This is a genomic window from Pseudomonas sp. LBUM1678, from assembly GCF_059695575.1.
This window is the reverse complement of record NZ_CP166775.1, coordinates 1,880,564-1,904,194: the sequence shown is the minus strand read 5'-3', so window position 1 is coordinate 1,904,194 and position 23,631 is coordinate 1,880,564. Positions and strand designations below refer to the sequence as shown.

At 59.7% G+C, this 23,631-nt stretch carries 20 protein-coding genes and 4 tRNA genes; 10 read left to right on the top strand and 14 right to left on the bottom strand.

All coding sequences use genetic code 11. The annotated features are described in order from the left end of the window. Nucleotides 1–29 precede the first annotated feature (29 nt). Both ACA070_RS08640 and ACA070_RS08635 read left to right on the top strand, forming a co-directional pair. Nucleotides 30–1,838 (top strand): di-heme-cytochrome C peroxidase, encoded by a 1,809-nt coding sequence (locus tag ACA070_RS08640; RefSeq protein WP_497450791.1) that lies wholly within the window; start codon nt 30–32, stop codon nt 1,836–1,838. Then, a complete protein-coding gene (locus ACA070_RS08635; protein WP_497450790.1) occupies nt 1,835–2,968 on the top strand; it encodes a catalase family protein in 1,134 nt (377 codons plus the stop codon). The genes ACA070_RS08640 and ACA070_RS08635 overlap by 4 nt, the downstream gene beginning before the upstream one ends. A gap of 323 nt (nt 2,969–3,291) precedes the next feature. Here the strand turns inward: ACA070_RS08635 and ACA070_RS08630 are convergent. The 4 genes from ACA070_RS08630 to ACA070_RS08615 form a co-directional block, all read right to left on the bottom strand. Then, a tRNA-Asp gene (locus tag ACA070_RS08630) sits at nt 3,292–3,368 on the bottom strand. 19 nt (nt 3,369–3,387) lie between these two features. Further along, nucleotides 3,388–3,463 (bottom strand) — tRNA-Val (locus tag ACA070_RS08625). A 199-nt stretch (nt 3,464–3,662) separates the two neighbouring features. Further along, nucleotides 3,663–3,739 (bottom strand) — tRNA-Asp (locus ACA070_RS08620). An 18-nt stretch (nt 3,740–3,757) separates the two neighbouring features. Next, a tRNA-Val gene (locus ACA070_RS08615) sits at nt 3,758–3,833 on the bottom strand. Nucleotides 3,834–3,993: 160 nt separating this feature from the next. On the opposite strand from ACA070_RS08615, the gene rdgC reads away from it, so the two are divergent. The 3 genes from rdgC (at nt 3,994) to sugE (ending at nt 6,461) form a co-directional block, all read left to right on the top strand. Then, the gene (gene rdgC / locus ACA070_RS08610; protein ID WP_131062175.1) at nt 3,994–4,914 is read left to right on the top strand and encodes a recombination-associated protein RdgC; all 921 of its coding nucleotides are present in this window, start codon (nt 3,994–3,996) and stop codon (nt 4,912–4,914) included. Nucleotides 4,915–5,061: 147 nt separating this feature from the next. After that, nucleotides 5,062–6,027: a bile acid:sodium symporter family protein gene (locus ACA070_RS08605; protein WP_497450789.1), complete on the top strand. Its 966-nt coding sequence runs from the start codon at nt 5,062–5,064 to the stop codon at nt 6,025–6,027. Nucleotides 6,028–6,146: 119 nt separating this feature from the next. Further along, complete coding sequence (gene sugE / locus ACA070_RS08600) at nt 6,147–6,461, top strand: quaternary ammonium compound efflux SMR transporter SugE (RefSeq protein ID WP_027922462.1); 315 nt, start codon at nt 6,147–6,149, stop codon at nt 6,459–6,461. Between the two features lie 98 nt (nt 6,462–6,559). Here sugE and ACA070_RS08595 read toward each other — a convergent pair whose 3' ends face one another. From ACA070_RS08595 to ACA070_RS08580, 4 genes are all read right to left on the bottom strand, one after another. Then, entirely contained in the window at nt 6,560–8,434 is a 1,875-nt protein-coding gene (locus tag ACA070_RS08595) for an MFS transporter (protein ID WP_497450788.1), read from the bottom strand. Between the two features lie 98 nt (nt 8,435–8,532). Beyond that, nucleotides 8,533–9,681 (bottom strand): TDT family transporter, encoded by a 1,149-nt coding sequence (locus ACA070_RS08590; protein WP_497451927.1) that lies wholly within the window; start codon nt 9,679–9,681, stop codon nt 8,533–8,535. A 106-nt stretch (nt 9,682–9,787) separates the two neighbouring features. Then, nucleotides 9,788–10,099 carry a cupin domain-containing protein gene (locus tag ACA070_RS08585; protein WP_461980341.1) on the bottom strand — a complete coding sequence of 104 codons (312 nt, stop codon included), beginning with the start codon at nt 10,097–10,099 and terminating at the stop codon, nt 9,788–9,790. Between the two features lie 42 nt (nt 10,100–10,141). Continuing rightward, nucleotides 10,142–11,335, bottom strand: a complete 1,194-nt coding sequence (locus tag ACA070_RS08580; RefSeq protein WP_497450787.1) for an MFS transporter — start codon at nt 11,333–11,335, stop codon at nt 10,142–10,144. A gap of 91 nt (nt 11,336–11,426) precedes the next feature. Between ACA070_RS08580 and ACA070_RS08575 the strand changes: the two genes are divergently transcribed. Both ACA070_RS08575 and ACA070_RS08570 read left to right on the top strand, forming a co-directional pair. After that, nucleotides 11,427–11,966, top strand: a complete 540-nt coding sequence (locus tag ACA070_RS08575; RefSeq protein WP_497450786.1) for a TetR/AcrR family transcriptional regulator — start codon at nt 11,427–11,429, stop codon at nt 11,964–11,966. Nucleotides 11,967–12,216: 250 nt separating this feature from the next. Further along, on the top strand, nt 12,217–15,687 hold the full coding sequence (locus tag ACA070_RS08570; RefSeq protein ID WP_497450785.1) for a hybrid sensor histidine kinase/response regulator: 3,471 nt from the start codon (nt 12,217–12,219) through the stop codon (nt 15,685–15,687). 168 nt (nt 15,688–15,855) lie between these two features. Here the strand turns inward: ACA070_RS08570 and ACA070_RS08565 are convergent, their stop codons facing one another. Both ACA070_RS08565 and ACA070_RS08560 read right to left on the bottom strand, forming a co-directional pair. Then, nucleotides 15,856–17,220: a DNA recombination protein RmuC gene (locus ACA070_RS08565; RefSeq protein ID WP_462029915.1), complete on the bottom strand. Its 1,365-nt coding sequence runs from the start codon at nt 17,218–17,220 to the stop codon at nt 15,856–15,858. A gap of 175 nt (nt 17,221–17,395) precedes the next feature. After that, entirely contained in the window at nt 17,396–17,719 is a 324-nt protein-coding gene (locus tag ACA070_RS08560; RefSeq protein ID WP_497450784.1) for a sel1 repeat family protein, read from the bottom strand. 941 nt (nt 17,720–18,660) lie between these two features. Here ACA070_RS08560 and ACA070_RS08555 point away from each other — a divergent pair. The 3 genes from ACA070_RS08555 (at nt 18,661) to ACA070_RS08545 (ending at nt 21,060) form a co-directional block, all read left to right on the top strand. Next, the gene (locus ACA070_RS08555; protein ID WP_008031832.1) at nt 18,661–18,885 is read left to right on the top strand and encodes a hypothetical protein; all 225 of its coding nucleotides are present in this window, start codon (nt 18,661–18,663) and stop codon (nt 18,883–18,885) included. Between the two features lie 277 nt (nt 18,886–19,162). Next, on the top strand, nt 19,163–19,645 hold the full coding sequence (locus ACA070_RS08550; RefSeq protein WP_095060879.1) for a hypothetical protein: 483 nt from the start codon (nt 19,163–19,165) through the stop codon (nt 19,643–19,645). Between the two features lie 146 nt (nt 19,646–19,791). Further along, on the top strand, nt 19,792–21,060 hold the full coding sequence (locus tag ACA070_RS08545; protein ID WP_497450783.1) for an OmpP1/FadL family transporter: 1,269 nt from the start codon (nt 19,792–19,794) through the stop codon (nt 21,058–21,060). An 89-nt stretch (nt 21,061–21,149) separates the two neighbouring features. Here the strand turns inward: ACA070_RS08545 and ACA070_RS08540 are convergent, their stop codons facing one another. Genes ACA070_RS08540 through ACA070_RS08525 form a run of 4 tightly spaced genes read right to left on the bottom strand, consistent with a single transcriptional unit; the run spans nt 21,150 to nt 23,541 of the window. Then, nucleotides 21,150–21,701 (bottom strand): glutathione peroxidase, encoded by a 552-nt coding sequence (locus tag ACA070_RS08540; protein WP_497450782.1) that lies wholly within the window; start codon nt 21,699–21,701, stop codon nt 21,150–21,152. A 55-nt stretch (nt 21,702–21,756) separates the two neighbouring features. After that, nucleotides 21,757–21,879 (bottom strand): hypothetical protein, encoded by a 123-nt coding sequence (locus ACA070_RS08535; RefSeq protein ID WP_497450781.1) that lies wholly within the window; start codon nt 21,877–21,879, stop codon nt 21,757–21,759. Then, nucleotides 21,876–23,084 (bottom strand): MFS transporter, encoded by a 1,209-nt coding sequence (locus ACA070_RS08530; RefSeq protein ID WP_497450780.1) that lies wholly within the window; start codon nt 23,082–23,084, stop codon nt 21,876–21,878. The genes ACA070_RS08535 and ACA070_RS08530 overlap by 4 nt, the downstream gene beginning before the upstream one ends. 52 nt (nt 23,085–23,136) lie before the next feature. Next, complete coding sequence (locus ACA070_RS08525; protein ID WP_497450779.1) at nt 23,137–23,541, bottom strand: MarR family winged helix-turn-helix transcriptional regulator; 405 nt, start codon at nt 23,539–23,541, stop codon at nt 23,137–23,139. Nucleotides 23,542–23,631 lie beyond the last annotated feature (90 nt).

Genomic DNA, 23,631 nt, shown 5'->3' with positions numbered 1-23,631 from the left:
AGAGCTACAAATCGACAAGGACGTTTATCTTGCGCCTCTTATTCCGCCTGCTGGTGCTGTTCGCTGTGCTGCTGGGGCTGGGCCTGGCCGTGGTTCTGTATTACGTCGCCAACCCGAAACTGCCGACCTGGGCTCCCGCACAAAAGGTGCGTTATCTGGATCAGTGGAGCGCCGCCGACCGCCAGACTTACTACTTCACCCCCCAGGGCACTCAAGTCAAAGGCTTGCGCTATGACTGGTTCAAGGAACTCGAACTGCCCTTCTCGGAACAACGATTCGCTGCCCCCGACTACCTCGCGCGCTTTGGTTTTCTGATCGATCCCGGGCAGAAAGCCACGCAGAACAACCCTGGCAACCTGCCCGTGGGGTTTGCTCGCCATCAAAACCCTGGCAGCCAAGACGAATACCTCGACATCACCTGTGCCGCCTGCCACACCGGTGAATTACGTTTCAACGGCCAGGCCGTGCGTATCGACGGCGGCTCGGCGCAGCATGTCCTGCCTTCCAGTGTTCCTACGCTGCGCGGCGGCAGTTTCGGACAGGCGCTGGTAGCCAGTCTGATCTCGACTTACTACAACCCTTGGAAATTCGAACGCTTCGCCCGCAACGTGCTTGGCGAGAATTACGACGCCCGGCGCCAACAACTGCGCAAAGACTTCAAAACCTCACTTGATACCTTCGTAAAAGTGGCCTGGAACGATACCCATCGCGGGCTCTACCCGACCGAGGAAGGCCCCGGCCGTACCGACGCCTTCGGGCGCATCGCCAATGCCAGCTTCGGCGACGCGATTTCAGCCGATAACTACCGCGTGGCGAATGCACCGGTGGATTACCCGCAATTGTGGGACATGTGGACCTTTGACTGGGTGCAATGGAACGGTTCGGCCCAGCAACCAATGGCCCGCAACATCGGCGAGGCGCTTGGTGTCGGTGCAACCCTGAGCTTCTTCGACGCCAACGGCCAACCGCTTAAAGGTGACGAGCGCTACCCGTCGAGTGTCCGCTTGCGCGACCTGCACCAGATCGAACAAACCCTGCAACGGCTCAAACCACCGGCCTGGCCGGAAGATGTGCTGGGCACTGTCGACCAGCCCCTGGCCGTCAAAGGTCGCGAATTGTTCAGCGAAAACTGCGCCGGTTGCCACGTACCCCGATCGGTTCAAACCAACGGGCGCTGGGTGCAACACCTGAAAATGCTGCCAGTGGAGTACATCGGCACAGACCCGGGCGCGACCAATAACATCGCTGACCATCGCTTCGACCTCAGTGCCTTGCAATGGGACCCGGCTGAACTGGCGAAACTGGATGTGCAGTTGCAGCCGCCGCCCGCCGAACCACTGGACATGAGCAAACTCTCGTCAGCCAAAGGCCTGGCCTATGTCACCGCGTTCGTAGGAAATAGGGCCTACCGCGAGGCGAAAATCCCCGAGGCCGAGCGCCCGGACATGGATGGCTTCGGGCTGCCGATTGGTGTGCGCGAACTGCGTGCCTACAAGGCCCGTCCATTGGCCGGCGTCTGGGCGACGGCGCCGTTTCTGCACAACGGTTCGGTACCGAGCATTTATCAACTGCTCTCGCCCCAGGATGAACGCGCAACGAACTTTTACAAAGGCACGTTCGAGTACGACCCCAGGCACCTGGGTTATCGCACCGACGCCTTCCCCAACGGCTTCAAGTTCGACACGCGCATTACCGGCAATCACAACAGCGGCCACGAATTCCGGGCTGGCAAGCGTGGCAACGGCGTCATCGGTCGCTTGCTGCAACCGGAGGAGCGCTGGGCGCTGCTGGAGTACCTGAAAGTATTGGGCGGCCCGTTGGAGGCACAATTACCATGAGCAGACTATGGATGTGGTTAGGCGCCCTCCTCGGCAAAACCCTGTTGTGGTTGCTGGGCTTGGGATTACTGGTTTGGGCACTGGCCACGGCGTGGTTTGCCTGGCAGCACCGGGGGCCGGTCTCGGCCGAAGAACTGATCCCGGACGGCGAAGCGGCGATGACTCAGAACATCATTCAGACGGCCGTGCGCATCGTCGATCAGCACCGCGAAAGCACCCGCTACCTGCGCGATGCGCATGCCAAGGCGCACGGCTGTGTGAAGGCCGAAGTCCAGGTGCTGCCGGATCTGGCGGATGAGCTGCGTCAAGGTGTGTTCAGCGAACCCGGCAAAACCTGGCAATCGACGATGCGACTGTCCAACGGCAATGCCTATCCGCAGTTCGACAGTATTCGCGATGCCCGGGGCATGGCGATCAAGCTGCTCGATGTGCCCGGCAAACAACTACTCGCCGATCAACAAAGCCGTGGCGAACAGGACTTCGTGATGTTCAGCCACCCGAATTTCTTCGTCAGCGATGTCGCCGAATACCGTCAGAATGTGGCCGCCCAGGCCGATGGCAAGAAGCTGACGGCGTTTTTCCCCGGCTGGGATCCGCGCACGTGGCAGGTTCGTCATCTGTTTATCGCCTTGGCGACCCTCTCCCCGGCCCCGGAAAGTCCGACGCAGACGACGTACTTTTCGGTTTCGCCCTATAAATTTGGTGAAGCCAATGCGAAGTTTCGGGTGGCGCCGGATCCCGACAGCTGCCCGGCCTACACCTTGCCGACGCAGAACCAGAAGCTGCCGAATTTCTTGCGCAACGCGCTGAACCAGCAATTGTCGACGGATCGGGTGCCCGCGTGCTTCATGTTGCAGATCCAGCGGCAGGATCCGGGCAAGTACATGCCTATCGAGGACACGAGTATTGAATGGAAGGAAAAGGATGCACCGTTCGAAACCGTGGCGCGGATCAAACTGCCCGCCCAGGACTTCGATACGCCGGCGCTGAATCTGCAATGCGACAACCAGTCGTTCAATCCGTGGTTCGGGCTTGAGGCCCATCGACCGATTGGTGGCATCAACCGCCTGCGCAAAGCGGTGTATGAAGCCGTGAGCGACTACCGCCACAGCCGCAACGCAGAACAATGAGAAGCAGGTAGGAATAAAACGACTCTATGATCGACGCAAACCAACGCGCTACCGCATACGTGTAGCAGCTGGCGAAGCCTGCGTTCGGCTGCGCAGCAGTCGCAAGGCCACACAGCGCGGCGCATCAGATCCGTCCGGGACTCAGGGTTTACGACTGCTGCGCAGCCGAACGCAGGCTTCGCCAGCTGCTACAGATCGCGTGATGGCGGAATTCGCTTTTCATGGATTGTCGGCAAAAAGCCAAATCCCGGACAGCAAAAAGCCCGCATTAAGCGGGCTTTTTCCGTGGTGACCTGGCGTTCAGCGTTCCAGGTTACCGAATATGGCGCAGCGGACGGGACTCGAACCCGCGACCCCCGGCGTGACAGGCCGGTATTCTAACCGACTGAACTACCGCTGCGCGTAGCGTTGAAAGTAAGTGGTGGGTGATGACGGGATCGAACCGCCGACATTCTGCTTGTAAGGCAGACGCTCTCCCAGCTGAGCTAATCACCCTTTACCTTCGTTGCGGGGCGCATTGTGCCACAGATTTTCATAACGTGTTGATTTAATTGAATAATTTTTCAAATAAATCTGAAAACCGGTAAAACGACACGACCTGCAGGAACAACGTACAAACTTTGGGCAGAAAAAAACCCGCGTTAGCGGGCTTTTCCGTGGTGACCTGGCGTTCAGCGTTCCAGGTTACCGAATATGGCGCAGCGGACGGGACTCGAACCCGCGACCCCCGGCGTGACAGGCCGGTATTCTAACCGACTGAACTACCGCTGCGCGTAACACTAAAGCGAATGGTGGGTGATGACGGGATCGAACCGCCGACATTCTGCTTGTAAGGCAGACGCTCTCCCAGCTGAGCTAATCACCCTTCACTTTCGGTGTGGCGCGCATTCTACGGAGCGACCCCACCTCTGGCAAGCACTTTTTTAAATAATTTTTGCAGGCCTTCCAAAGGCTTAGAGAAGGGTTGGCCTATGGCTTCGCTAAGAGAATAATGCCCCCCTTTGTATAAAGGAGAGACTCGCCCCATGTGGTTCAAAAACCTGCTTATCTATCGCCTGACCCAAGATCTGCCTTTTGATGCCGAGGCGTTGGAAACTGCACTGGCCACCAAACTGGCGCGTCCATGTGCAAGCCAGGAGTTGACCACCTACGGTTTCGTCGCGCCCTTCGGCAAAGGCGAAGATGCACCCCTGGTGCACGTCAGCGGCGACTTCCTGCTGATCTCCGCGCGCAAGGAAGAGCGCATCTTGCCGGGCAGCGTCGTGCGTGACGCCGTGAAGGAAAAGGTCGAAGAGATCGAAGCCGAACAAATGCGCAAGGTCTACAAAAAGGAACGCGACCAGATCAAGGATGAAATCATCCAGGCGTTCCTGCCGCGTGCCTTTATCCGTCGTTCGTCGACCTTCGCCGCTATTGCGCCGAAACAGGGCCTGATCCTGGTCAACTCGGCCAGCCCGAAACGTGCCGAAGACCTGCTGTCCACCTTGCGTGAAGTGATCGGCACCCTGCCGGTACGTCCACTGACCGTTAAAATGTCGCCGACAGCGACCATGACTGAATGGGTCACCACCCAGAAAGCCGCGGACGACTTCTTTGTGCTGGACGAGTGCGAACTGCGCGACACCCACGAAGACGGCGGCATCGTGCGTTGCAAGCGCCAGGACCTGACCAGCGAAGAGATTCAGCTGCACTTGAGTACCGGCAAAGTGGTGACTCAGCTGTCGCTGGCCTGGCAAGACAAGCTGTCTTTCGTCCTCGACGACAAGATGGTGGTCAAGCGCCTGAAGTTCGAAGACCTGCTGCAAGACCAGGCAGAACAGGACGGTGGCGAAGAAGCCCTCGGCCAGCTGGACGCCAGCTTCACCCTGATGATGCTGACCTTCGGCGATTTCCTGCCGGGGCTGGTTGAAGCGCTGGGCGGTGAAGAGCTTCCGCAAGGGATCTAAAAGGCTGTTGATTACTACTGTGGGAGCGAGCCTGCTCGCGATGGCGGAGTGTCAGTCAACATCAATGTTGAATGTCAGTCCCTCATCGCGAGCAGGCTCACTCCCACATTTGTTTTGTGGTGCTTACTGAATAATAAGGATCAGGCCATGCGCGCCCTCGCTGCATTGAGTCGTTTTGTCGGCAACACCTTCGCTTACTGGGTACTGATCTTCGCGGTCGTGGCGTTCCTGCAGCCGACGTGGTTCATCGGCCTGAAAGGCGCGATCGTGCCGCTGCTGGGCCTGGTGATGTTCGGCATGGGCCTGACCCTCAAACTCGAAGACTTCGCCGAAGTCGCTCGCCATCCGTGGCGCGTGGCGCTGGGCGTGGTTGCACATTTCGTGATCATGCCCGGCGTGGCGTGGTTGCTCTGCCAGGCGTTTCACCTGCCACCGGAAATCGCCGTCGGCGTGATTCTGGTCGGTTGCTGCCCAAGCGGCACCTCGTCGAACGTGATGACCTGGCTGGCACGCGGCGACCTGGCGCTGTCAGTGGCCATCGCCGCTGTCACTACCCTCCTCGCTCCGCTGCTGACACCGGCGCTGATCTGGCTGCTGGCTTCGGCGTGGCTGCCGGTGTCCTTCATGGAGCTGTTCTGGTCGATCCTGCAAGTGGTGCTGTTGCCGATCGTGTTGGGTGTGGTTGCCCAGCGCTTGCTCGGCAGCCGAGTGCGTCATGCGGTGGAGGTGCTGCCGCTGATTTCCGTGGTGAGCATCGTGATCATCGTCACCGCCGTGGTGGCCGCCAGCCAGGCGAAGATCGCCGAGTCCGGCCTGCTGATCATGGCCGTGGTGATGCTGCACAACAGCTTCGGTTATCTGCTGGGTTACTTCACCGGGCGCCTGTTCAAGTTGCCACTGGCCCAGCGCAAATCCCTTGCACTGGAAGTCGGCATGCAGAACTCGGGGTTGGGTGCCGCGCTGGCCAGTGCGCACTTCTCGCCATTGGCGGCGGTGCCTAGCGCGCTGTTCAGCGTCTGGCACAACATTTCGGGGGCGTTGCTCTCGACGTATTTCCGTCGCATGAGCGAGAAACAAGACAGGGAAATCGCGGCCCAGCAAGCGGCCGAGTAATCCGAAAACTTGATCCTTGGGTTAATGATGGGCACTCTATTGCGCAACGCGAGGACGACCTCGCGGCTCGATCGAGTCATTAATCTGGGGACGACCCCGTCAATCGATGGAGGTCTCTCATGTCCTGGATCATTCTGTTTTTCGCCGGCCTGTTCGAAGTCGGCTGGGCCGTCGGCCTGAAATACACCGACGGGTTCAGCCGCCCTCTCCCGACCGCATTGACCGTTGCCGCCATGGCGATCAGCCTTGGCTTGCTGGGCCTTGCCATGAAGGAATTGCCGCTGGGCACGGCCTATGCGATCTGGACGGGCGTGGGTGCCGTGGGCACGGTGATCGCCGGGATCATTCTGTTTGGCGAGTCCATGGCGCTGTTCAGGCTGGCCAGTGTGGCGCTGATTATTGCCGGGCTGGTTGGGCTCAAGGTTAGCGCCTGACCTTTAGATCGCCTTCGCGGGCAAGCCTCGCTCCTACAGGGAACTGTTAACCCTGTAGGAGCGAGGCTTGCCCGCGAAGAGGCCCTTACAGTCACCGACTACCTGACGGCCCCGCGCAAATCTCCTACCAATTGCTGCAACTTCAGGGGCTCCGCCACCTCAACCGCCACCGCCGGCCCCGCCACCAACGTCACCCGCGACCACAACCGACGAAACAAACCCTTGCCCGGATCGCGGCTGAAGAAACTCCCCCACAACCCTTGCAACGCCAGCGGAATCACCGGCACCGGTGTCTCTTCGAGAATCCGCACCAGCCCGCCCTTGAACTCGCTCATCTCCCCGTCAGCAGTCAACTTGCCTTCGGGGAAGATGCACACCAGCTCACCGTCCTTCAGGTATTGAGCAATCCGCGTGAAAGCCTTTTCGTAGATTTGAATGTCTTCCTGGCGCCCTGCAATCGGAATCGTCCCCGCCGTGCGGAAGATAAAGTTCAGCACGGGCAGGTTGTAGATCTTGTAGTACATGACAAAGCGAATCGGCCGACGCACTGCACCGCCAATCAGCAACGCGTCGACAAACGACACGTGATTGCAGACCAGCAATGCCGCGCCTTCATCCGGGATCAAATCGAGGTTGCGATGCTCCACGCGGTACATGGAATGGCTGAGCAGCCAGATCATGAAGCGCATGGTGAACTCGGGGACGATGCTGAAGATGTAGGCGTTGACGCCGATGTTCAGCAGCGACACCACCAGAAACAGCTGCGGGATCGACAGCTTGACCATGCTCAGCAGAACGATCGAGACAATCGCTGACACCACCATAAACAGCGCATTGAGAATGTTGTTGGCGGCAATCACCCGCGCCCGCTCGTTCTCCGGGGTGCGCGACTGAATCAACGCGTACAGCGGCACAATGTAGAAACCACCGAAAATCCCCAGGCCGAGAATATCTATCAGCACCAGCCAGGTGTGGCCAAACCCAAGGAATTCGATCCAGCCATGACCGTCAACGCTGTCTGGAATACCGCCGGAATGCCACCACAGCAGCAAGCCAAACACCGTCAATCCGAACGAACCGAACGGCACCAGGCCGATCTCGACTTTGCGTCCGGAGAGTTTCTCGCAGAGCATCGAGCCCAGCGCGATACCCACCGAGAACACCGTCAGAATCAGCGTCACCACGGTCTCGTCACCGTGCATCCATTCCTTGGCATAGGCCGGGATCTGCGTCAGATAAATCGCCCCGACAAACCAGAACCACGAGTTGCCGACGATGGAACGCGACACCGCAGGCGTTTGCCCCAGGCCCAGTTTCAAGGTGGCCCAGGATTGGCTGAAGATGTTCCAGTTCAGGCGCATGTTCGGCGATGAGGCCGCCGCCCGGGGAATGCTGCGGCTGGCCAGGTAGCCGAGCACGGCGATACCGATGATCGCAGTGGAAACGATGGGCGCGTAATGACTGGACGACATCATGATCCCGGCGCCGATGGTCCCCGCGAGGATCGCCAGAAACGTGCCCATTTCCACCAGCCCGTTGCCGCCCACCAGCTCTTCTTCACGCAGGGCCTGGGGCAGGATCGAGTATTTCACCGGCCCGAACAGCGCCGAGTGGGTGCCCATGGTGAACAGCGCCACGAGCATCAGTGACAGGTGATCGAACAGGAAACCGACCGCGCCGACCGCCATGATGGCGATTTCCCCGAGCTTGATCAGCCGAATCAGCGCGTCCTTGGCGAACTTTTCCCCGAACTGGCCGGCCAGTGCCGAGAACAGAAAGAACGGCAGGATAAACAGCAGCGCACACAGGTTGACCCAGATCGAACGGTCACCCTCGATGGTCAGCTTGTACAGAATGGCGAGGATCAACGACTGCTTGAAGATGTTGTCGTTGAACGCCCCGAGGGATTGCGTGACGAAGAACGGCAGGAAGCGCCGGGTGCGAAGCAAGGTGAACTGTGAGGGGTGGCTCATCTTCCATGTGTCCCTGATGTTGGGTAAAGAGTGGCTTGGCGATTTTTATTGGAATGTCTAACGTCGATCCAGGCCACACATTACCTAAACTTTGCAGGTTATTTGTTTAATCCTGCAATGCACGGCGAGACAAACAACTCGCCCCGCCACGCGCCCTGCACCGTACGTATGGAGACGATCAGCCACATCACCGCTAGCATCGCCACCAGCACGCAGCCAAAGACACTGAAAAACGCCAGGTTCAAGGTGCTGCCCAGTTTCAACGTCGTCAGAGAATAGACGCCCAGCGGGAAGGTGAAACCCCACCAGCCCAGGTTGAATGGGATACCGTCGCGCAGGTAACGCACGGTGATCAGCACCGCCATCAGCATCCACCAGAAGCCGAAGCCCCACAGCGTGATCCCTGCCACCAGTCCCAGCCCTTCAGCAATTTCACCGATACCCGGCAGACCGTTGGCCGCGAAGATGGCCGGTGCGTCGGCGCCCAGCAGCAACATGCCCAAGGCCCCGGTGCCGATCGGCCCCAGCGCCAGCCAGCTGGAGGCGGCCATGTTTTCGTGAGGCAGTTTATGCAGCGCCATGCGCAACAACAGAATCGTCAGAATGCTGAACGCCACCGGCAGGGAAAAGGCCCAAAGCACGTAGCTGGTCGTCAGCACCACCAGTTGCGAATGGGCATCGGCCAGGTGCGGCGCCAGCAAACCACCGCTGGCGGCGGCCACTTCCGCTGCGACCACAGGCAGCAGCCACACCGCTGTCATCTGGTCGATGCTGTGTTCCTGACGGGTGAACATCATGTAGGGAATCAGCACGCCGCAGGCCACAGACATGGCCACATCGAGCCACCACAGCACTTCGGCGACATGAATCACGCTGTCGCCCCAACGCGGCAAGCCGAACACCAGGAAGCCGTTGATGATGGTCACCAACCCCATGGGGATGGTGCCGAAAAACATCGAGACCGTGGAGTGGCCGAAAATCCGTCGTGCCTCATCAAAGAACAGCACCCAGCGTGCCGCGTACGCTGCGGTAAACAATGCAAACAGGCAGATATTGAGCAGCCAGAGCCCTTCGGCAACCGCATGCAGACCGGGTATGGCAACGGGCAATTGCGCCAGCGCCAAGGCCAGCACGCCAGTCCCCATGGTCGCGGCGAACCAGTTGGGCGTGAATTGGCGAATGGCCTCAAGCGGGTGCTGCAAATGGCTGAGCGGTTTGAAACCGGGGGTGGTGTTGGGGCATGGCATGGTGAATTCCTCTTCCTCTTGTGAGGTGGAATTCATGGTAGATCCGAATCGAATATCTATATAACGGGTAATATCTCTAACTGTTATCTGTTTTGCAGATATAGCGTCAGACGCTGCCTTCTGTCTCAATCACCAGGATCCTCGCCGCCCCTAGCGGATGGGCGACGTGCTCGGTGCCGACAGACGCATAAAAAATATCGCCGACGTCCAGCAGCGCTTCCTTCTCGACGCCCTCTTCGCGGTAGCGCATCTGCACCTGGCCATCGAGCACGACGAACACTTCCTGCCCATCGTTGACGTGCCATTTATACGGCTGGTCGGTCCAGTGCAAACGGGTGGTGATACCGTTCATATTGGCGATATCCAGGGCGCCCCAGGCACGGTCAGCGGTGAAGGATTTGCTGCGGATAATCTTCATGGGGCGGTCCGTCGAAAGGAGTGGCGGTGCCAAGGCTAGCGGTCATCGAACATCGACGCCAGAGACTTTGACAGGGTGCTGACGCATCAGCGCGAGCAGAGCGCCGACCGACAGGACAATCAGCACCGTGCCATACCCATCGGTCGTGGCCACCAGGCCAAAGGCTCGCGTCAGGTTCCCTGCCAGCAACGACGGCAGGCAGAACGCCAGATAACTGAGCACATAAAACGCCGACATCAACCCGGCCCGTTCGTGAGGCAGAGCCATCGGCACCACACTGCGCAACGAACCGAGGAAACTGGCGCCGAAACCGCATCCGGCGACCAGCGTGCCGATGAAGAACAGCGGCAGGCTGGCGCTGTGGACCGCCAGTAAAATCAGCGCCACACCCACGGGCAGAATGCTCGCGCCGACCAGCAAGACTTTGTCGGCTGGGCGACTGCGCAAGGTGTAGATCATCAACGCGCCGGTGACAGTCAGTACCGCCACCGTCGCACCGCCAATCAGATTCGACGTTGATCCGGTGGCCGTACGCACAAGGGACGGAGCGAGTGAAGCGTAGAAACCGCCGAGCGCCCACGCGGCGGTGTTGATCGGCAGCACCAGCCACATCGCACGCCGCGCCTGGATGGGCACATGCAGGGTCGGACGCAGCGAAGCCAACGCGCCACGTTGGGGACTGACGCTTTCCGGCAGACGCCAGATGTACAGCGCCTGCCACCCGAACAGCGCGAGCAGCACCCAAAAGGTCAATTGCAGCGGCAGCGGCGCGAACTCGGCCAACAAGCCGCACCCCATGGCGCCAACCGCCATGCCGAGCAGCGGCGCAACGCTATTGACCAGCGGCCCTTGCTGGCGATCAGTGTCCAGCAGCGCGGCACCCAACGCCGCCGTGGCCATCCCGGTAGCAAAGCCCTGAAGCACCCGGGCGCTGATCAACCACGCGACACTGTCGGCATTGATAAACAGCAGCATGGCCAGCATGTTGAGCATCACAGCGGTGAAGATCACCGGTTTGCGTCCCAGGTAATCCGAGAGTGAACCGACCGTGAGCAGCGCCGCGAGCAGGCTGATGGCGTACACGCCGAAAATCAGGGTCAGGGTCGCTGCCGAGAATTGCAGGTGTTCCTGATACAAGTGGTACAGAGGCGTCGGCGCGGTGGAAGCAGCGAGAAAACTCAGTAAAGTGATCGCCAGAAACCACAGGCTGGAACGGTTTGATATTGAGCTGGACATGCACACACTCCGCAAAAGCTAATTTATTGCTTTTGCGGAGTGTGCTACTGGCCAGCGCTTAAAGCAAATTCTTTGTGTTAAGGTCCGCCGTATGGCTATTAAAGAAGGTTTACGCCCCGGCGGTCGAAGCGCCCGGGTGCAAGAGTCGATTCATTCGGCTGTCCGCGATCTGCTCGAAGAGCAGGACCGCTCGACCGTGACCGTGCCGCAAATCGCTGCGCGCGCGGGGGTGACGCCGTCGACCATCTATCGGCGCTGGGGTGATTTGTCGACGCTGCTGGCCGACGTCGCCCTCGCCCGCCTGCGCCCGGAAAGCGAACCGGCCAACACCGGTAGCTTGGGCGGTGATGTGCGGGCGTGGGCGGAGCAGTATCTGGACGAGATGAGTTCCGAGCCCGGCCGGAACATGCTGCGCGACGTGCAATGCAGCGCCACACCGGTTTATTGCGCGACGATCATTGGCGGGCAATTGCAGGCGATTCTGGATCGGTACCCGGATCAGCCGAAACCGAGCGTCGATCGATTGATCAATCTGGTGGCGGCACCGACGGTGTTTCGTATCCTGTTTTCGGCGGCGCCGTTGGAGGTTGAGGAGTTGCATCGGCTGATTGAAATTGCGTTGAGTCAGTAAGGCTGCCATCGCGAGCAGGCTCGCTCCCACAGTTGATCTTCAGTGGACACATAATTTGTGACCAACATAGATCCTTTGTGGGAGTGAGCCTGCTCGCGATGAGGCCCGCAATGACAACCCGGATCTGACTGATTAGCACCCTGCGACACCCCACCACGCCACGACCTTGGTCGACACTGACTAACCCCTGCCATCGTGCGAGACTGTCTGACCGGGCGGGAGTCCCGGGTGTCTTTTGTCGGGAGTTCCCATGTCGCTGTCCAGCGGGCTGATCGCCGCCGTCGCCCTGGCCTATATGGCCATCATGTTCGCCATCGCCTTTTACGGCGACCGGCGCAGCACGCCGTTGCCGCCGCGAGTGCGCGCGTGGGTGTACAGTCTGTCGCTGGCGGTCTACTGCACCAGCTGGACCTTTTTTGGCGCCGTGGGCCAGGCCGCCGAGCAACTCTGGTCTTTCCTGCCGATCTACCTCGGGCCGATCCTGCTGCTGGTCTGCGCGCCGTGGGTCCTGCAAAAAATGGTGATGATTAGCAAGCAGGAGAACATCACCTCCATCGCCGACTTCATCGCCGCCCGCTACGGCAAATCCCAGTCGCTGGCAGTGGTGGTGGCGCTGATCTGCCTGGTGGGCGTGTTGCCCTACATCGCGCTGCAACTCAAGGGCATCGTCCTCGGGGTAAACCTGCTGATCGGCGCCGGTGCCGACGCCATGGGCACCCGTGCCCAGGACACGGCGCTGATCGTGTCGCTGGTGTTGGCGCTGTTCACCATTGTCTTCGGTACCCGCAACCTCGACGCCACGGAGCACCACCGCGGCATGGTGCTGGCGATTGCCTTCGAATCGCTGGTCAAGCTGTTCGCATTTCTCGCGGTCGGCGCGTTCGTGACCTACGGCCTCTACGACGGATTTGAAGACCTGTTCGACCAGGCCAAGCTCGCCCCGCGCCTGGAGGAGTACTGGAAGGAAACCATCAACTGGCCGTCGATGGTGGTGCAGACCGGCGTGGCGATGATGGCAATCATCTGCCTGCCCCGGCAGTTCCATGTGACGGTGGTGGAAAACATTGATCCGCAGGATTTGCGCCTGGCGAAATGGGTGTTCCCTGCTTACCTGGCGCTGGCGGCATTGTTTGTCGTACCGATCGCCCTCGCCGGCCAGATGCTGCTGCCCAGCTCTGTACTGCCGGACTCTTTCGTCATCAGCCTGCCCCTGGCCCAAGCCCACCCGGCCCTGGCGATGCTGGCGTTTATCGGTGGCGCCTCGGCGGCGACCGGCATGGTGATCGTCGCCAGCGTGGCACTGTCGACCATGGTCTCCAACGATATGTTGCTGCCGTGGTTGCTGCGCCGAAACAACGCTGAGCGGCCGTTCGAAGTGTTCCGCCAGTGGATGCTGTCGGTGCGCCGGGTCAGCATCGTGGTGATTTTGTTGCTGGCTTACGTCAGTTATCGCTTGCTCGGCTCCACCGCGAGCCTGGCGACCATCGGCCAGATCGCCTTCGCCGCCGTGACCCAACTGGCCCCGGCCATGCTCGGCGCGCTGTACTGGAAGCAGGCCAACCGCCGGGGTGTTTTCGCCGGTCTCGCCGCCGGGACATTCCTCTGGTTCTACACCCTGGTTCTGCCAATTGCGGCCCACGGCCTCGGTTTGTCCTTGAGCAGTTTCCCTGGGCTGGCGTGGTTGCACAGCAACCCACTGGACCTGCCGCTCACCCCGCTGACACAAGGCGTGATGTTGTCGCTTGCAGCCAACTTCACGCTGTTCGCCTGGGTGTCGGTGCTGTCACGCACGCGGGTGTCGGAGCACTGGCAGGCCGGTCGTTTCATCGGTCAGGAAATCAGTGCTCGCCCCAGCGCCCGTTCGATGCTGGCAGTGCAGATCGACGATTTGCTGCAACTGGCCGCCCGTTTCGTCGGTGAAGAACGGGCGCGGCAGAGCTTCATCCGTTTTGCCTACCGCCAAGGCAAAGGTTTCAACCCGAACCAGAACGCCGACGGCGAATGGATCGCCCATACCGAACGTTTGCTGGCCGGTGTACTCGGCGCTTCTTCGACGCGCGCGGTGGTAAAAGCCGCCATCGAAGGTCGGGAAATGCAACTGGAGGATGTAGTCCGCATCGCCGACGAAGCCTCGGAAGTGCTGCAGTTCAACCGCGCCTTGTTGCAAGGCGCTATTGAAAACATCACCCAGGGCATCAGCGTGGTCGACCAATCGCTGAAACTGGTGGCCTGGAACCGGCGTTATCTGGAGCTGTTCAATTACCCGGACGGGCTGATCAGGCTTGGCCGACCGATTGCCGACATCATTCGCTACAACGCCGAGCGCGGACTGTGCGGCCCCGGCGAGGCCGAAGTGCACGTCGCCCGCCGTCTGCACTGGATGCGACAGGGGCGCGCCCACACCTCTGAGCGGCTTTTCCCCAACGGGCGTGTGATCGAGCTGATCGGCAACCCGATGCCCGGCGGCGGTTTCGTCATGAGTTTCACCGACATCACCGCGTTCCGCGAAGCCGAGCAGGCGCTGACCGAAGCCAACGAAGGCCTGGAGCAGCGGGTTACCGCACGGACCCACGAACTGTCACAACTCAACGTGGCCCTGACCGAAGCCAAGGGCACCGCCGAGTCGGCCAACCAATCGAAAACCCGCTTTCTGGCAGCGGTCAGCCATGACTTGATGCAACCGCTGAATGCCGCACGCCTGTTCTCCGCCGCCCTTTCCCATAAAGACGATGGCCTGTCCAGCGAGGCGCAGAAACTGGTGCATCACCTGGACAGTTCACTGCGCTCGGCCGAGGACCTGATCAGCGACCTGCTGGACATTTCCCGCCTGGAAAACGGCAAGATCAACCCGGATCCCAAGCCCTTTGTGCTTAACGAACTGTTCGATGCGCTCGGCGCTGAGTTCAAGGCACTGGCTCAGGAGCAAGGGCTGAAATTCCGTGTTCGGGGCAGCACGATGCGGATCGACAGCGACATCAAACTGCTGCGCCGAATCTTGCAGAATTTCCTGACCAACGCGTTCCGCTACGCCAAGGGGCCGGTGCTGCTCGGCGTGCGGCGGCGCAAGGGTGAATTGTGCCTGGAGGTCTGGGACCGTGGGCCGGGGATTCCTGAAGACAAACAGCAGGTGATTTTCGAAGAGTTCAAACGCCTCGACAGCCACCAGACGCGCGCCGAGAAAGGCCTGGGCCTGGGCCTGGCGATTGCTGATGGGTTATGTCGCGTGCTGGGTCACACCTTGCGCGTTCGGTCCTGGCCGGGGCGTGGCAGCGTGTTCAGTGTCAGCGTGCCGCTGGCGCGGGCACAGACTGTCGCTCCGGCCAAGGCCAGCGAGGTCAATGGCCATGTGTTGAGCGGCGCACAGGTGCTGTGTATCGATAACGAAGACAGCATCCTGATCGGCATGAACAGCCTGCTGACACGCTGGGGCTGCCAGGTCTGGACCGCGCGCAACCGCGATGAATGCGCGGCGCTGCTGAACGACGGTGTACGTCCGCAGTTGGCGCTGGTGGATTACCACCTCGACCATGGCGAGACCGGGACCGAGTTGATGGCTTGGCTGCGCACCCAGCTTGGGGAGCCGGTGCCGGGGGTGGTGATCAGCGCCGATGGCCGGCCGGAAACGGTGGCCCAGGTTCATGCGGCGGGCCTGGAGTACCTGGCCAAACCGGTGAAACCGGCGGCGTTGCGGGCGTTGTTGAGTCGGCATTTGCCGTTGTAGCGCGATCTTTCTGACCACCCAAAACCTGTGGCGAGGGAGCTTGCTCCCGCTCGGCTGCGCAGCAGTCGTCAATCAGGCAGCGCGGTCCACCTGAGAGCCATCGTGGCAGCACTGGGGCTGCTTTGCAGCCCAACGGGAGCAAGCTCCCTCGCCACAGAAGTGAGTGGTTTACTCAGGCAACTCAGCCAACCCATCGACATCAGTCATCGCTCGCTCCAACAGATCAGCCGGCAAGCTCTTGCTGGCTCGCGCACCCAGCAACTTCAACTGCTCACTGCGACTGACCAGGTTGCCGCGCCCTTCTGTCAGCTTGTTGCGTGCCGAGCTGTAGGCCTTGTCCAGTTGCTGCAAGCGATTGCCGACTTCGTCCAGGTCCTGGATGAACAACACGAACTTGTCGTACAGCCATCCGGCGCGCTCGGCGATTTCCCGGGCGTTCTGGCTCTGGCGCTCTTGCTTCCACAGGCTGTCGATGACTCGCAGGGTCGCCAGCAATGTGGTCGGGCTGACGATGACGATATTACGGTCGAAAGCTTCCTGAAACAGTGTCGGCTCAGCCTGCAAGGCAGCGGAAAACGCCGCTTCGATCGGCACGAAGAGCAAGACGAAATCCAGGCTGTGCAAGCCGTCGAGTCGTTTGTAATCCTTGCCCGACAGGCCTTTGACGTGGTTGCGCAGCGACAGCACGTGCTGCTTGATGGCGATCTGGCCGATGGCATCGTCCTCGGCCGCCACGTACTGCTGATAGGCCGTGAGACTCACTTTGGAGTCGACCACCACCTGCTTGTCGCCCGGTAGATAAATGATCACGTCCGGCTGGAAACGCTCACCGTCCGGGCCCTTGAGCGTGACTTGAGTCTGGTACTCGCGACCCTTCTCCAGCCCGGCGTGTTCAAGCACGCGCTCAAGAATCAGCTCGCCCCAGTTGCCCTGGGTTTTCTGCCCTTTCAACGCACGGGTGAGGTTGGTGGCTTCGTCGCTCAGGCGCAGGTTCAGCTGCTGCAGACGTTCCAGCTCTTTGGCCAGGGAAAACCGTTCGCGGGCTTCGGCCTGATAGCTTTCCTCGACACGTTTTTCGAAAGACTGGATGCGTTCCTTCAAAGGATCGAGCAACTGGCCCAGACGCTGCTGGCTGGTTTCGGCGAAACGCTGCTCACGCTCGTCGAAGATCTTGCCCGCCAGTTCGGCGAACTGTGCTCGCAGCTCGTCTCGCGAGCCTTGCAGGTCGTTGAGGCGCTGCTGATGGCTGTCCTGCTGCTCGCGCAGTTCGGCGTTGAGCGAGGCCGCCTGGGCGTCCAGGCGCCGCAGCTCGGCTTCTTTGCCGGCGCGTTCGATGTTCCAGGCGTGAGACGCGTCGCGGGCGTCGTCGCGCTCGATCTGCAGCAGTTCAATTTCTCGGCGCATAGCCGCCATGTCTGCCTGCTTGGCGGCGTTGGCCTGGCCCAGATCACCAATTTCATCGCGACAGGTTTCGAGCTGGGCGTTCAAGCCATCCTGCGCCAGTTGCGACATGGCCAGACGCTCTTCCAGCATGGCCACCTCGGCTTGGCCCGCGCTCGCACGACGCTGGATTTGCCAGGCCAGTACCAGCAATGGCAGTGCAGCGCCCGCCAGACCAAGCAAAATGCTGGTCAAGTCCATAGCCATAGCGACTCCTGCCGATGAGATAAAGCTTGAAGGTTAACCAAGGCGTCAGAACTTGGACAGCTCAGTCTTCGACCAGGCCCAGTTCCTGTAGCGCGCGGCGATCCCCTGCTCGTGCGGCTTGGCGCAGCAGGTCCTGGCCTATGCGGCGATCCCGGGCATTGCCGCATTCGCGGCACATCAGCTGGCCGAGACGACTTTGCGCGGCCACGACACCTTCACGGGCGGGCTGTTTGAGCAAACGTCCGGCGAAGTGTTTGACGTTGGTGTTTTCACCCAGGCGCGGGCTGTCCAGCAACCACTCCGCCACTCGCATCGAAAGGCGTTTGGGAGGGGTAACACCGGAAGGTGTGGAGGTGGCAGAAACTGATACGGAGCGAAACTTCATAAAGCACTGTGGGGCAGATCGGAAGGCGCGCCACTCTACTCTTTTTTTCTTACAGGTAAAGCCTAAAAAAACCCGGCACGCCCGTCCTAGAGCAAGCGCTCGGGACAATCCACAGAAGCTGTGGATAACTCAGTGGACAACCGCCCTTGAACTCTCGCAAAGCCCTGTGGAACGGGGCCCGCAGTCAAACTGACGATTTTTTCACCAGTAAAAAAAAGCGATGTTTTTCATTGACTTAAATTTTCAATACAGGCACCCACTGTGGTCGAGACATGGATGACAGTCCGGTTACAGTCTGCGCAACTTATGTGCACAAGTACCTTCGTGGCAGTTATATCGATGCGCTTTTTCGGAGCGTTTTGCAGATCGTTTCTGGGGATAACCTTGGCAAACCCTTGTCCCAGGCTTGTGCCGGACCGACGACCAGTGGTCGGAAATCGGTCCATTGCGCAGCGAGATAGCGGGGCTCCAGAATTATTTTGCCTTCGCGCTTCCCTTCGCCGACTCGATCCGTTAGTATCCGCGGCGTTAGTACCAAGCTGAAAGTCAATTCTGGTCGAACAAATCCTCCCGGTCAGCCTTCCCAAAGGAAGCCTCCACCGAACAAGCGGGATCGACCACCTCGATGGTTTCCAGGTAAACCTTGCGCCAACACAGCCTTTGAATCGAAAGCAAAGGGTGTTGCGAAGCTCACTTACTCTGACCGAACCAGCCTGCAAATTGATCAGGATCTTCACCCCGGGCCCAGAACCTTTGCCCTTGATGTGTTGCCTGCCCTCCTAAGTACCTACCTGCCAGCCCAAGCGCGCCAATTATCAGCGCTTCAAACTGGCTGCTTTGTTCCAGTCGGGTTCTTCGTTCGACCAATGGTGGTCGTCGTCACTGGAACGTTTTAATTTTGCACGGCTCTTATCCGTGTCGCTTGTAGGAACACCCATTTAATGACTACTCAAATCCACACCCAGGATGCTATTCGCACCCTAACCAACGCTTTTGCACCAATGAATTGCCTGATCATGGCCGCTCGCAAAGGCTGCTTCAGCTTCACTCTGGTCAACGAACATGGCATCGCTCGTCACAGCGAACGCCTGTACCCCGATCAATACTCCAGCGCAGAACCGCTGCAGGCAGTGATCGAGCGTACCCGTCAGGCACTGGTTGCCTGATACGCCAGAAAGACTGAAAACCTCAAAAGCCCTGCTCAAAAAGCAGGGCTTTTTATTGCCTGTTATTTCCCGTCAAGCAGCCTGCTGCTAAGCACTAACCGATATAACGGTTATAACTCGAAGCCGGAAATATTGTAAAAACAGTCCTTTACAGCGCGAATATGACACTACACTTCAACTCAAGCGGCTTGTTCCGCTTCCGGCGAGCCTGATTCGATTCACCAGCTGCCAACGCTTCCTTCAGGTATCGCCGCCCACTTCATGTTCCGAGGGCTTTATGGGTATCGCTGCCAGCGAACTGTGCCGTTATGTGATTCGTCCGACATTGATTTACCTAGGGCGCCATAGCGCAACTGCCGAATCCCTTCTGCTGGGTATCGCCGCCAGCCAGTCTGCCCTTGGTTCCGCCCTGCATGACCGCCGTGGACACGGCCTGTACCGGATTGCCGAACCCCGCCACCAGGCTCTCTGGGATCACTATCTGGCATTGGACCCGGAGCGCGCGAGCCTTGTGCGCGGCCTCGCCAGTCAGCATGCCTTTCTCAGCGGGCCGCACCTGGAATTGACCGTCAACCTGCGTTATGCCACTGCCATCGCCTGGCTGCTGGTAGAAGAACAGAACACTCCCCTCCCCGCCGCAGATGACTTGTTGGGTATGGCCCGAATCTGGCGCCAGACTTTTCAACCTCAAGGCCGCCTGCGCGACTTTACCTGCGCATGGCAAACCTGTGTTTCACCAATGAATCAGGTCGCCTGCTGATCCACCGGTTTCCAAAGATCCTCTAACGGGTCGCGAATCTGGTCGGATTGTCCTACAAAACCGCTCTAACTCAAGCCATACAGCCTATAGCGCTGGGACGAAAATGTTGGTAATTTTCGCCCCGGTGATCACCAGGAGTTCTAATAATGAAAAAAGTAATGCTCAAAACCACCATTAGCCTCGCCGTTGCCATGGCATCCACCCAGATCTTCGCAAGTGGCTTTGCCCTCAACGAACAAAGCATCAGCGGGATGGGGACAGGTTTTGCCGGGCGATCTTCTTCTGCCGACGACGCATCCACCATTGCTGGCAACCCTGCCGGCATGTCTCGCCTCAAGCGCGAACAAGTGACCGGCGGTGTTGCATTCATCGACGCGCACACTGACATCAGTGACACCAGCTCCAGTCCGAATGGCGGTACCAACAAAGGTGACATGGTCCCTTTCATGGGCGTGCCGATGGGCTACTACGTCAAGCCAATCGATGACCATTGGGCAGTCGGTTTCGGCGTCTACGCTCCATTCGGCCTGGTGACCGACTACGAGAACGGCTTTGCCGGCCGTTACTTCGGCAGCAAGAGCGAAGTCAAGATCGTCACCCTGCAACCGACTGTCAGCTACGCCTTCAACGACAAGGTCTCCATCGGTTTCGGCCCGACCATCAACCGTATCGATGGCAAGCTGGAATCGAACCTGTCGCTGGTGCAGGGCCCAGCGGATGGCGAAGTCAAGATCAAGGGTGACGACACCGCTCTTGGCTACAACATCGGCATCATGGTTCAAGCCCTCGAAAGCACTCGCCTTGGCCTGACCTATCACTCGAAAGTGAAGTACAAGCTCGACGGTGACACCAAGGTCAACTACGGCCTGCTTGGTGCACTGGGGCAGAACCCAAACCAGAAGTTCGACGCTTCGCTGGACATCACCACACCTGAGTCGGTGGACTTTTCGGTCACTCACCTGCTGAACGACCAGTGGACCCTCTACGCAGGCAGCACCTGGACTCGCTGGAGCCGCCTGAAAGAAATCAGCGTTGAGAACAGTGGCGTTCCTGCTGCTCTGAACAGCCGGTTTGGTACCATCACCGAAGAGCAGAACTGGCACGACACCTGGGCTCACGCCATTGGTGCTTCGTATAAGGTGAACAAGCAATGGGTCCTGCGCACCGGTTTCTCCGTGGATCAGGCTCCGACCAATAACGAAAACCGTTCCCCACGCATCCCGACTGGCGATCGCAAGATTTTCAGCCTGGGCGCTGGCTGGAGCCCAACCGACGACCTGACCATCGATGTTGCGTACTCGTACCTGGTCGAAGAGTCGGTCAAGGTCAACAATAGCAACGGCCGCCAGACCTACAGCGCCAAGTATGAAAACTCGGCGAACGGTTTCGGTGTCGGCGCGACCTACCGCTTCTGATGATTCACGGCGAGCGTGAAACGCTCGCCACCTGAATCAAAAAAGCCCCGCTCTCTTGTACAGAGGCGGGGCTTTTTAGTGGGCGTCAATCAGGGTTGCGAGGCCAAGGCCTTTTCCACCGCCGCGATGAACTCAGGATCGTCGGGCTTGGTCAGGCTGGAGAAATTGGCAATGACCTTGCCCTTGCGATCGACCACGTACTTATAGAAATTCCACTTCGGTGCGCTGGTCTGCTTTGCGAGGATCTTGAAAAGGTGAGTTGCGTCGTCGCCGCGGACCTTTTGCGGTTCGGTCATGGTGAACGTCACGCCGTAGTTCACGTAACAGACCTTGGCGGTCTCGGCGCCGTCCTTGGACTCCTGCTTGAAGTCATTGGACGGAACGCCGATCACCTCCAGCCCCTGATCCTTGTAGCGCTGATTCAGCGCCTCAAGGCTTTTGAACTGCGGGGCAAAGCCACAGAAGCTCGCAGTATTGACCACCACCAGCGGTTTACCCTCAAACCGTTGGCACAGGTCGATGGATTCCTTGGCGCGCAGCTTGGGCAACGAGCCCTGCAACAGTTCCGGGCACTCGGCCGCCTGTGCCAATCCGGTAAACGCCATCAGCAACGCGGGGACTGCAATCCAGCGCATCAGCATGTCGGTGCATCCTTGTTCAATGGTCACAAACGAAGTTACTCGCCCTCGCCTGTTCCTAGCAAGCGCCCATGCCCAACTGCATCAGTGCCAGCCCGCCCTGATGCCAGCCCCACCAACCCAGCGCCAGCAGCAAGGCGCCGACAGCGGCTACCGCTATCCGCGGCCAGAGACTGTTCATATCGCACTCAACCGGGTTTGCAGGCGCGCTACCGGCTGCTCACGCAGCGGCCAGTTCAGGGCTGCGGCCAACAGGCTCAAGAGAATCGCCACTTGCCAGATCAAGTCATAGCTCCCGGTTCGGTCATACACCACCCCGCCCAACCAGCCGCCGAGGAACGAACCGAGCTGGTGGAAGAGGAAAACAATCCCACCGAGCATGGACAGGTTTCGCACACCGAACAAGGTCGCCACCGTGCCGTTGGTCAACGGCACGGTCGACAACCACAGGAAACCCATGGCCATGCCGAACAGGTACGCGGTGGTCGTGGTGACCGGCGCCCACAGGAACAGCGTAATCACCACCGCCCGCAACAGGTATAAAGCGGTGAGCAAACGCGGTTTGGACATGCGACCGCCAAGCCATCCTGCGGTGTACGTGCCGAAGATATTGAACAGCCCGATCAGCGCCAGCACCGTGGTGCCCACCGTGGCCGGAAGGTGCTGATCCACCAGATACGCCGGCAAATGCACGCCGATGAACACCACCTGGAAACCGCAGACAAAAAAGCCGAACGCCAACAGCCAGAACCCCGAATGGGAGCAGGCTTCGTGCAGCGCTTCGGAGAGGGTTTGCTCGTGGCCGAGGACTGGCAGCGGTTTGTCCTTGAGCATGCTTACCAGCGGGATGATCAGCGCCACAAGCAAGCCCAGCACCAGCAATGCCGCGGACCAGCCCAGCCAGCCGATCAACCCCAGCGTACCGGGCAACATGGCGAACTGACCGAAAGAACCGGCGGCACTGGCGATGCCCATGCCCATGCTGCGTTTCTCCGGCGGCACGGCACGACCGACCACGCCGAGGATCACCGAGAACGACGTGCCCGAGAGGCCCAGGCCGATCAACAGACCGGCACTGAGGGACAACGTCACAGCCGAGTCGGACAAGCCCATGAACACCAGGCCCAAGGCGTACAGAACACCGCCGACCAACACCACTTTCGCCGCGCCAAAGCGGTCAGCCAGCGCGCCGGTGAATGGCTGCGCCAAGCCCCAGATCAGGTTCTGCAAGGCAATGGCAAACGCAAACGTCTCACGGCCCCAACCGAACTCGGCACTCATGGGTGCCAGAAACAGGCCGAAGCCGTGCCGCACGCCCAAAGACAATGCCAGGATCAGCGCACTCCCCACCAATACCCAACCGCACGTACGCCACATCGAGTTCATTCTTATTCTCCGGTAGCGGGTATATACCCGCTTAAGATCGGAAAAACCGGCATCACGCCAGTTCGTCCAGCAGTCGCAACAAGGTTTCGCGTTTTTCGGCACCCAGACGATCGACCAACCGCTGCTGCGCCGCTTCCCACGCAGGCAAGGCCGCGGCCAGGCGATCTGCGCCCGCCTCGGTCAGCCGGACGATGCGATTACGCATGTCCTCGCCCTCGACCAGCGTGACCAGGCCCTCACCTTCGAGCACCCGAAGATTGCGCCCCAGGGTGCTGCGGTCCAGGCCCATGGCATCGGCCAGGGTGGAAATACTCGGTTCATTCAGGCGCTGCAGATTGCACAGCAAAGAATACTGGGCAACGTTGATCCCGAAGCCGTCGAGAGCGCCGTCATAATGCCTGCTGACGCCACGGGCGGCGCGACGCAGGTTGATGCATAAACATTGAGAGTCGAGCATGGTGCGTGTATATACCCGCGAGTGTGTTAAATCAAGTTACAGAAGGGTTTAATCAGCGATATAGAAATGTCTGGCAGACCGCAATCGCGA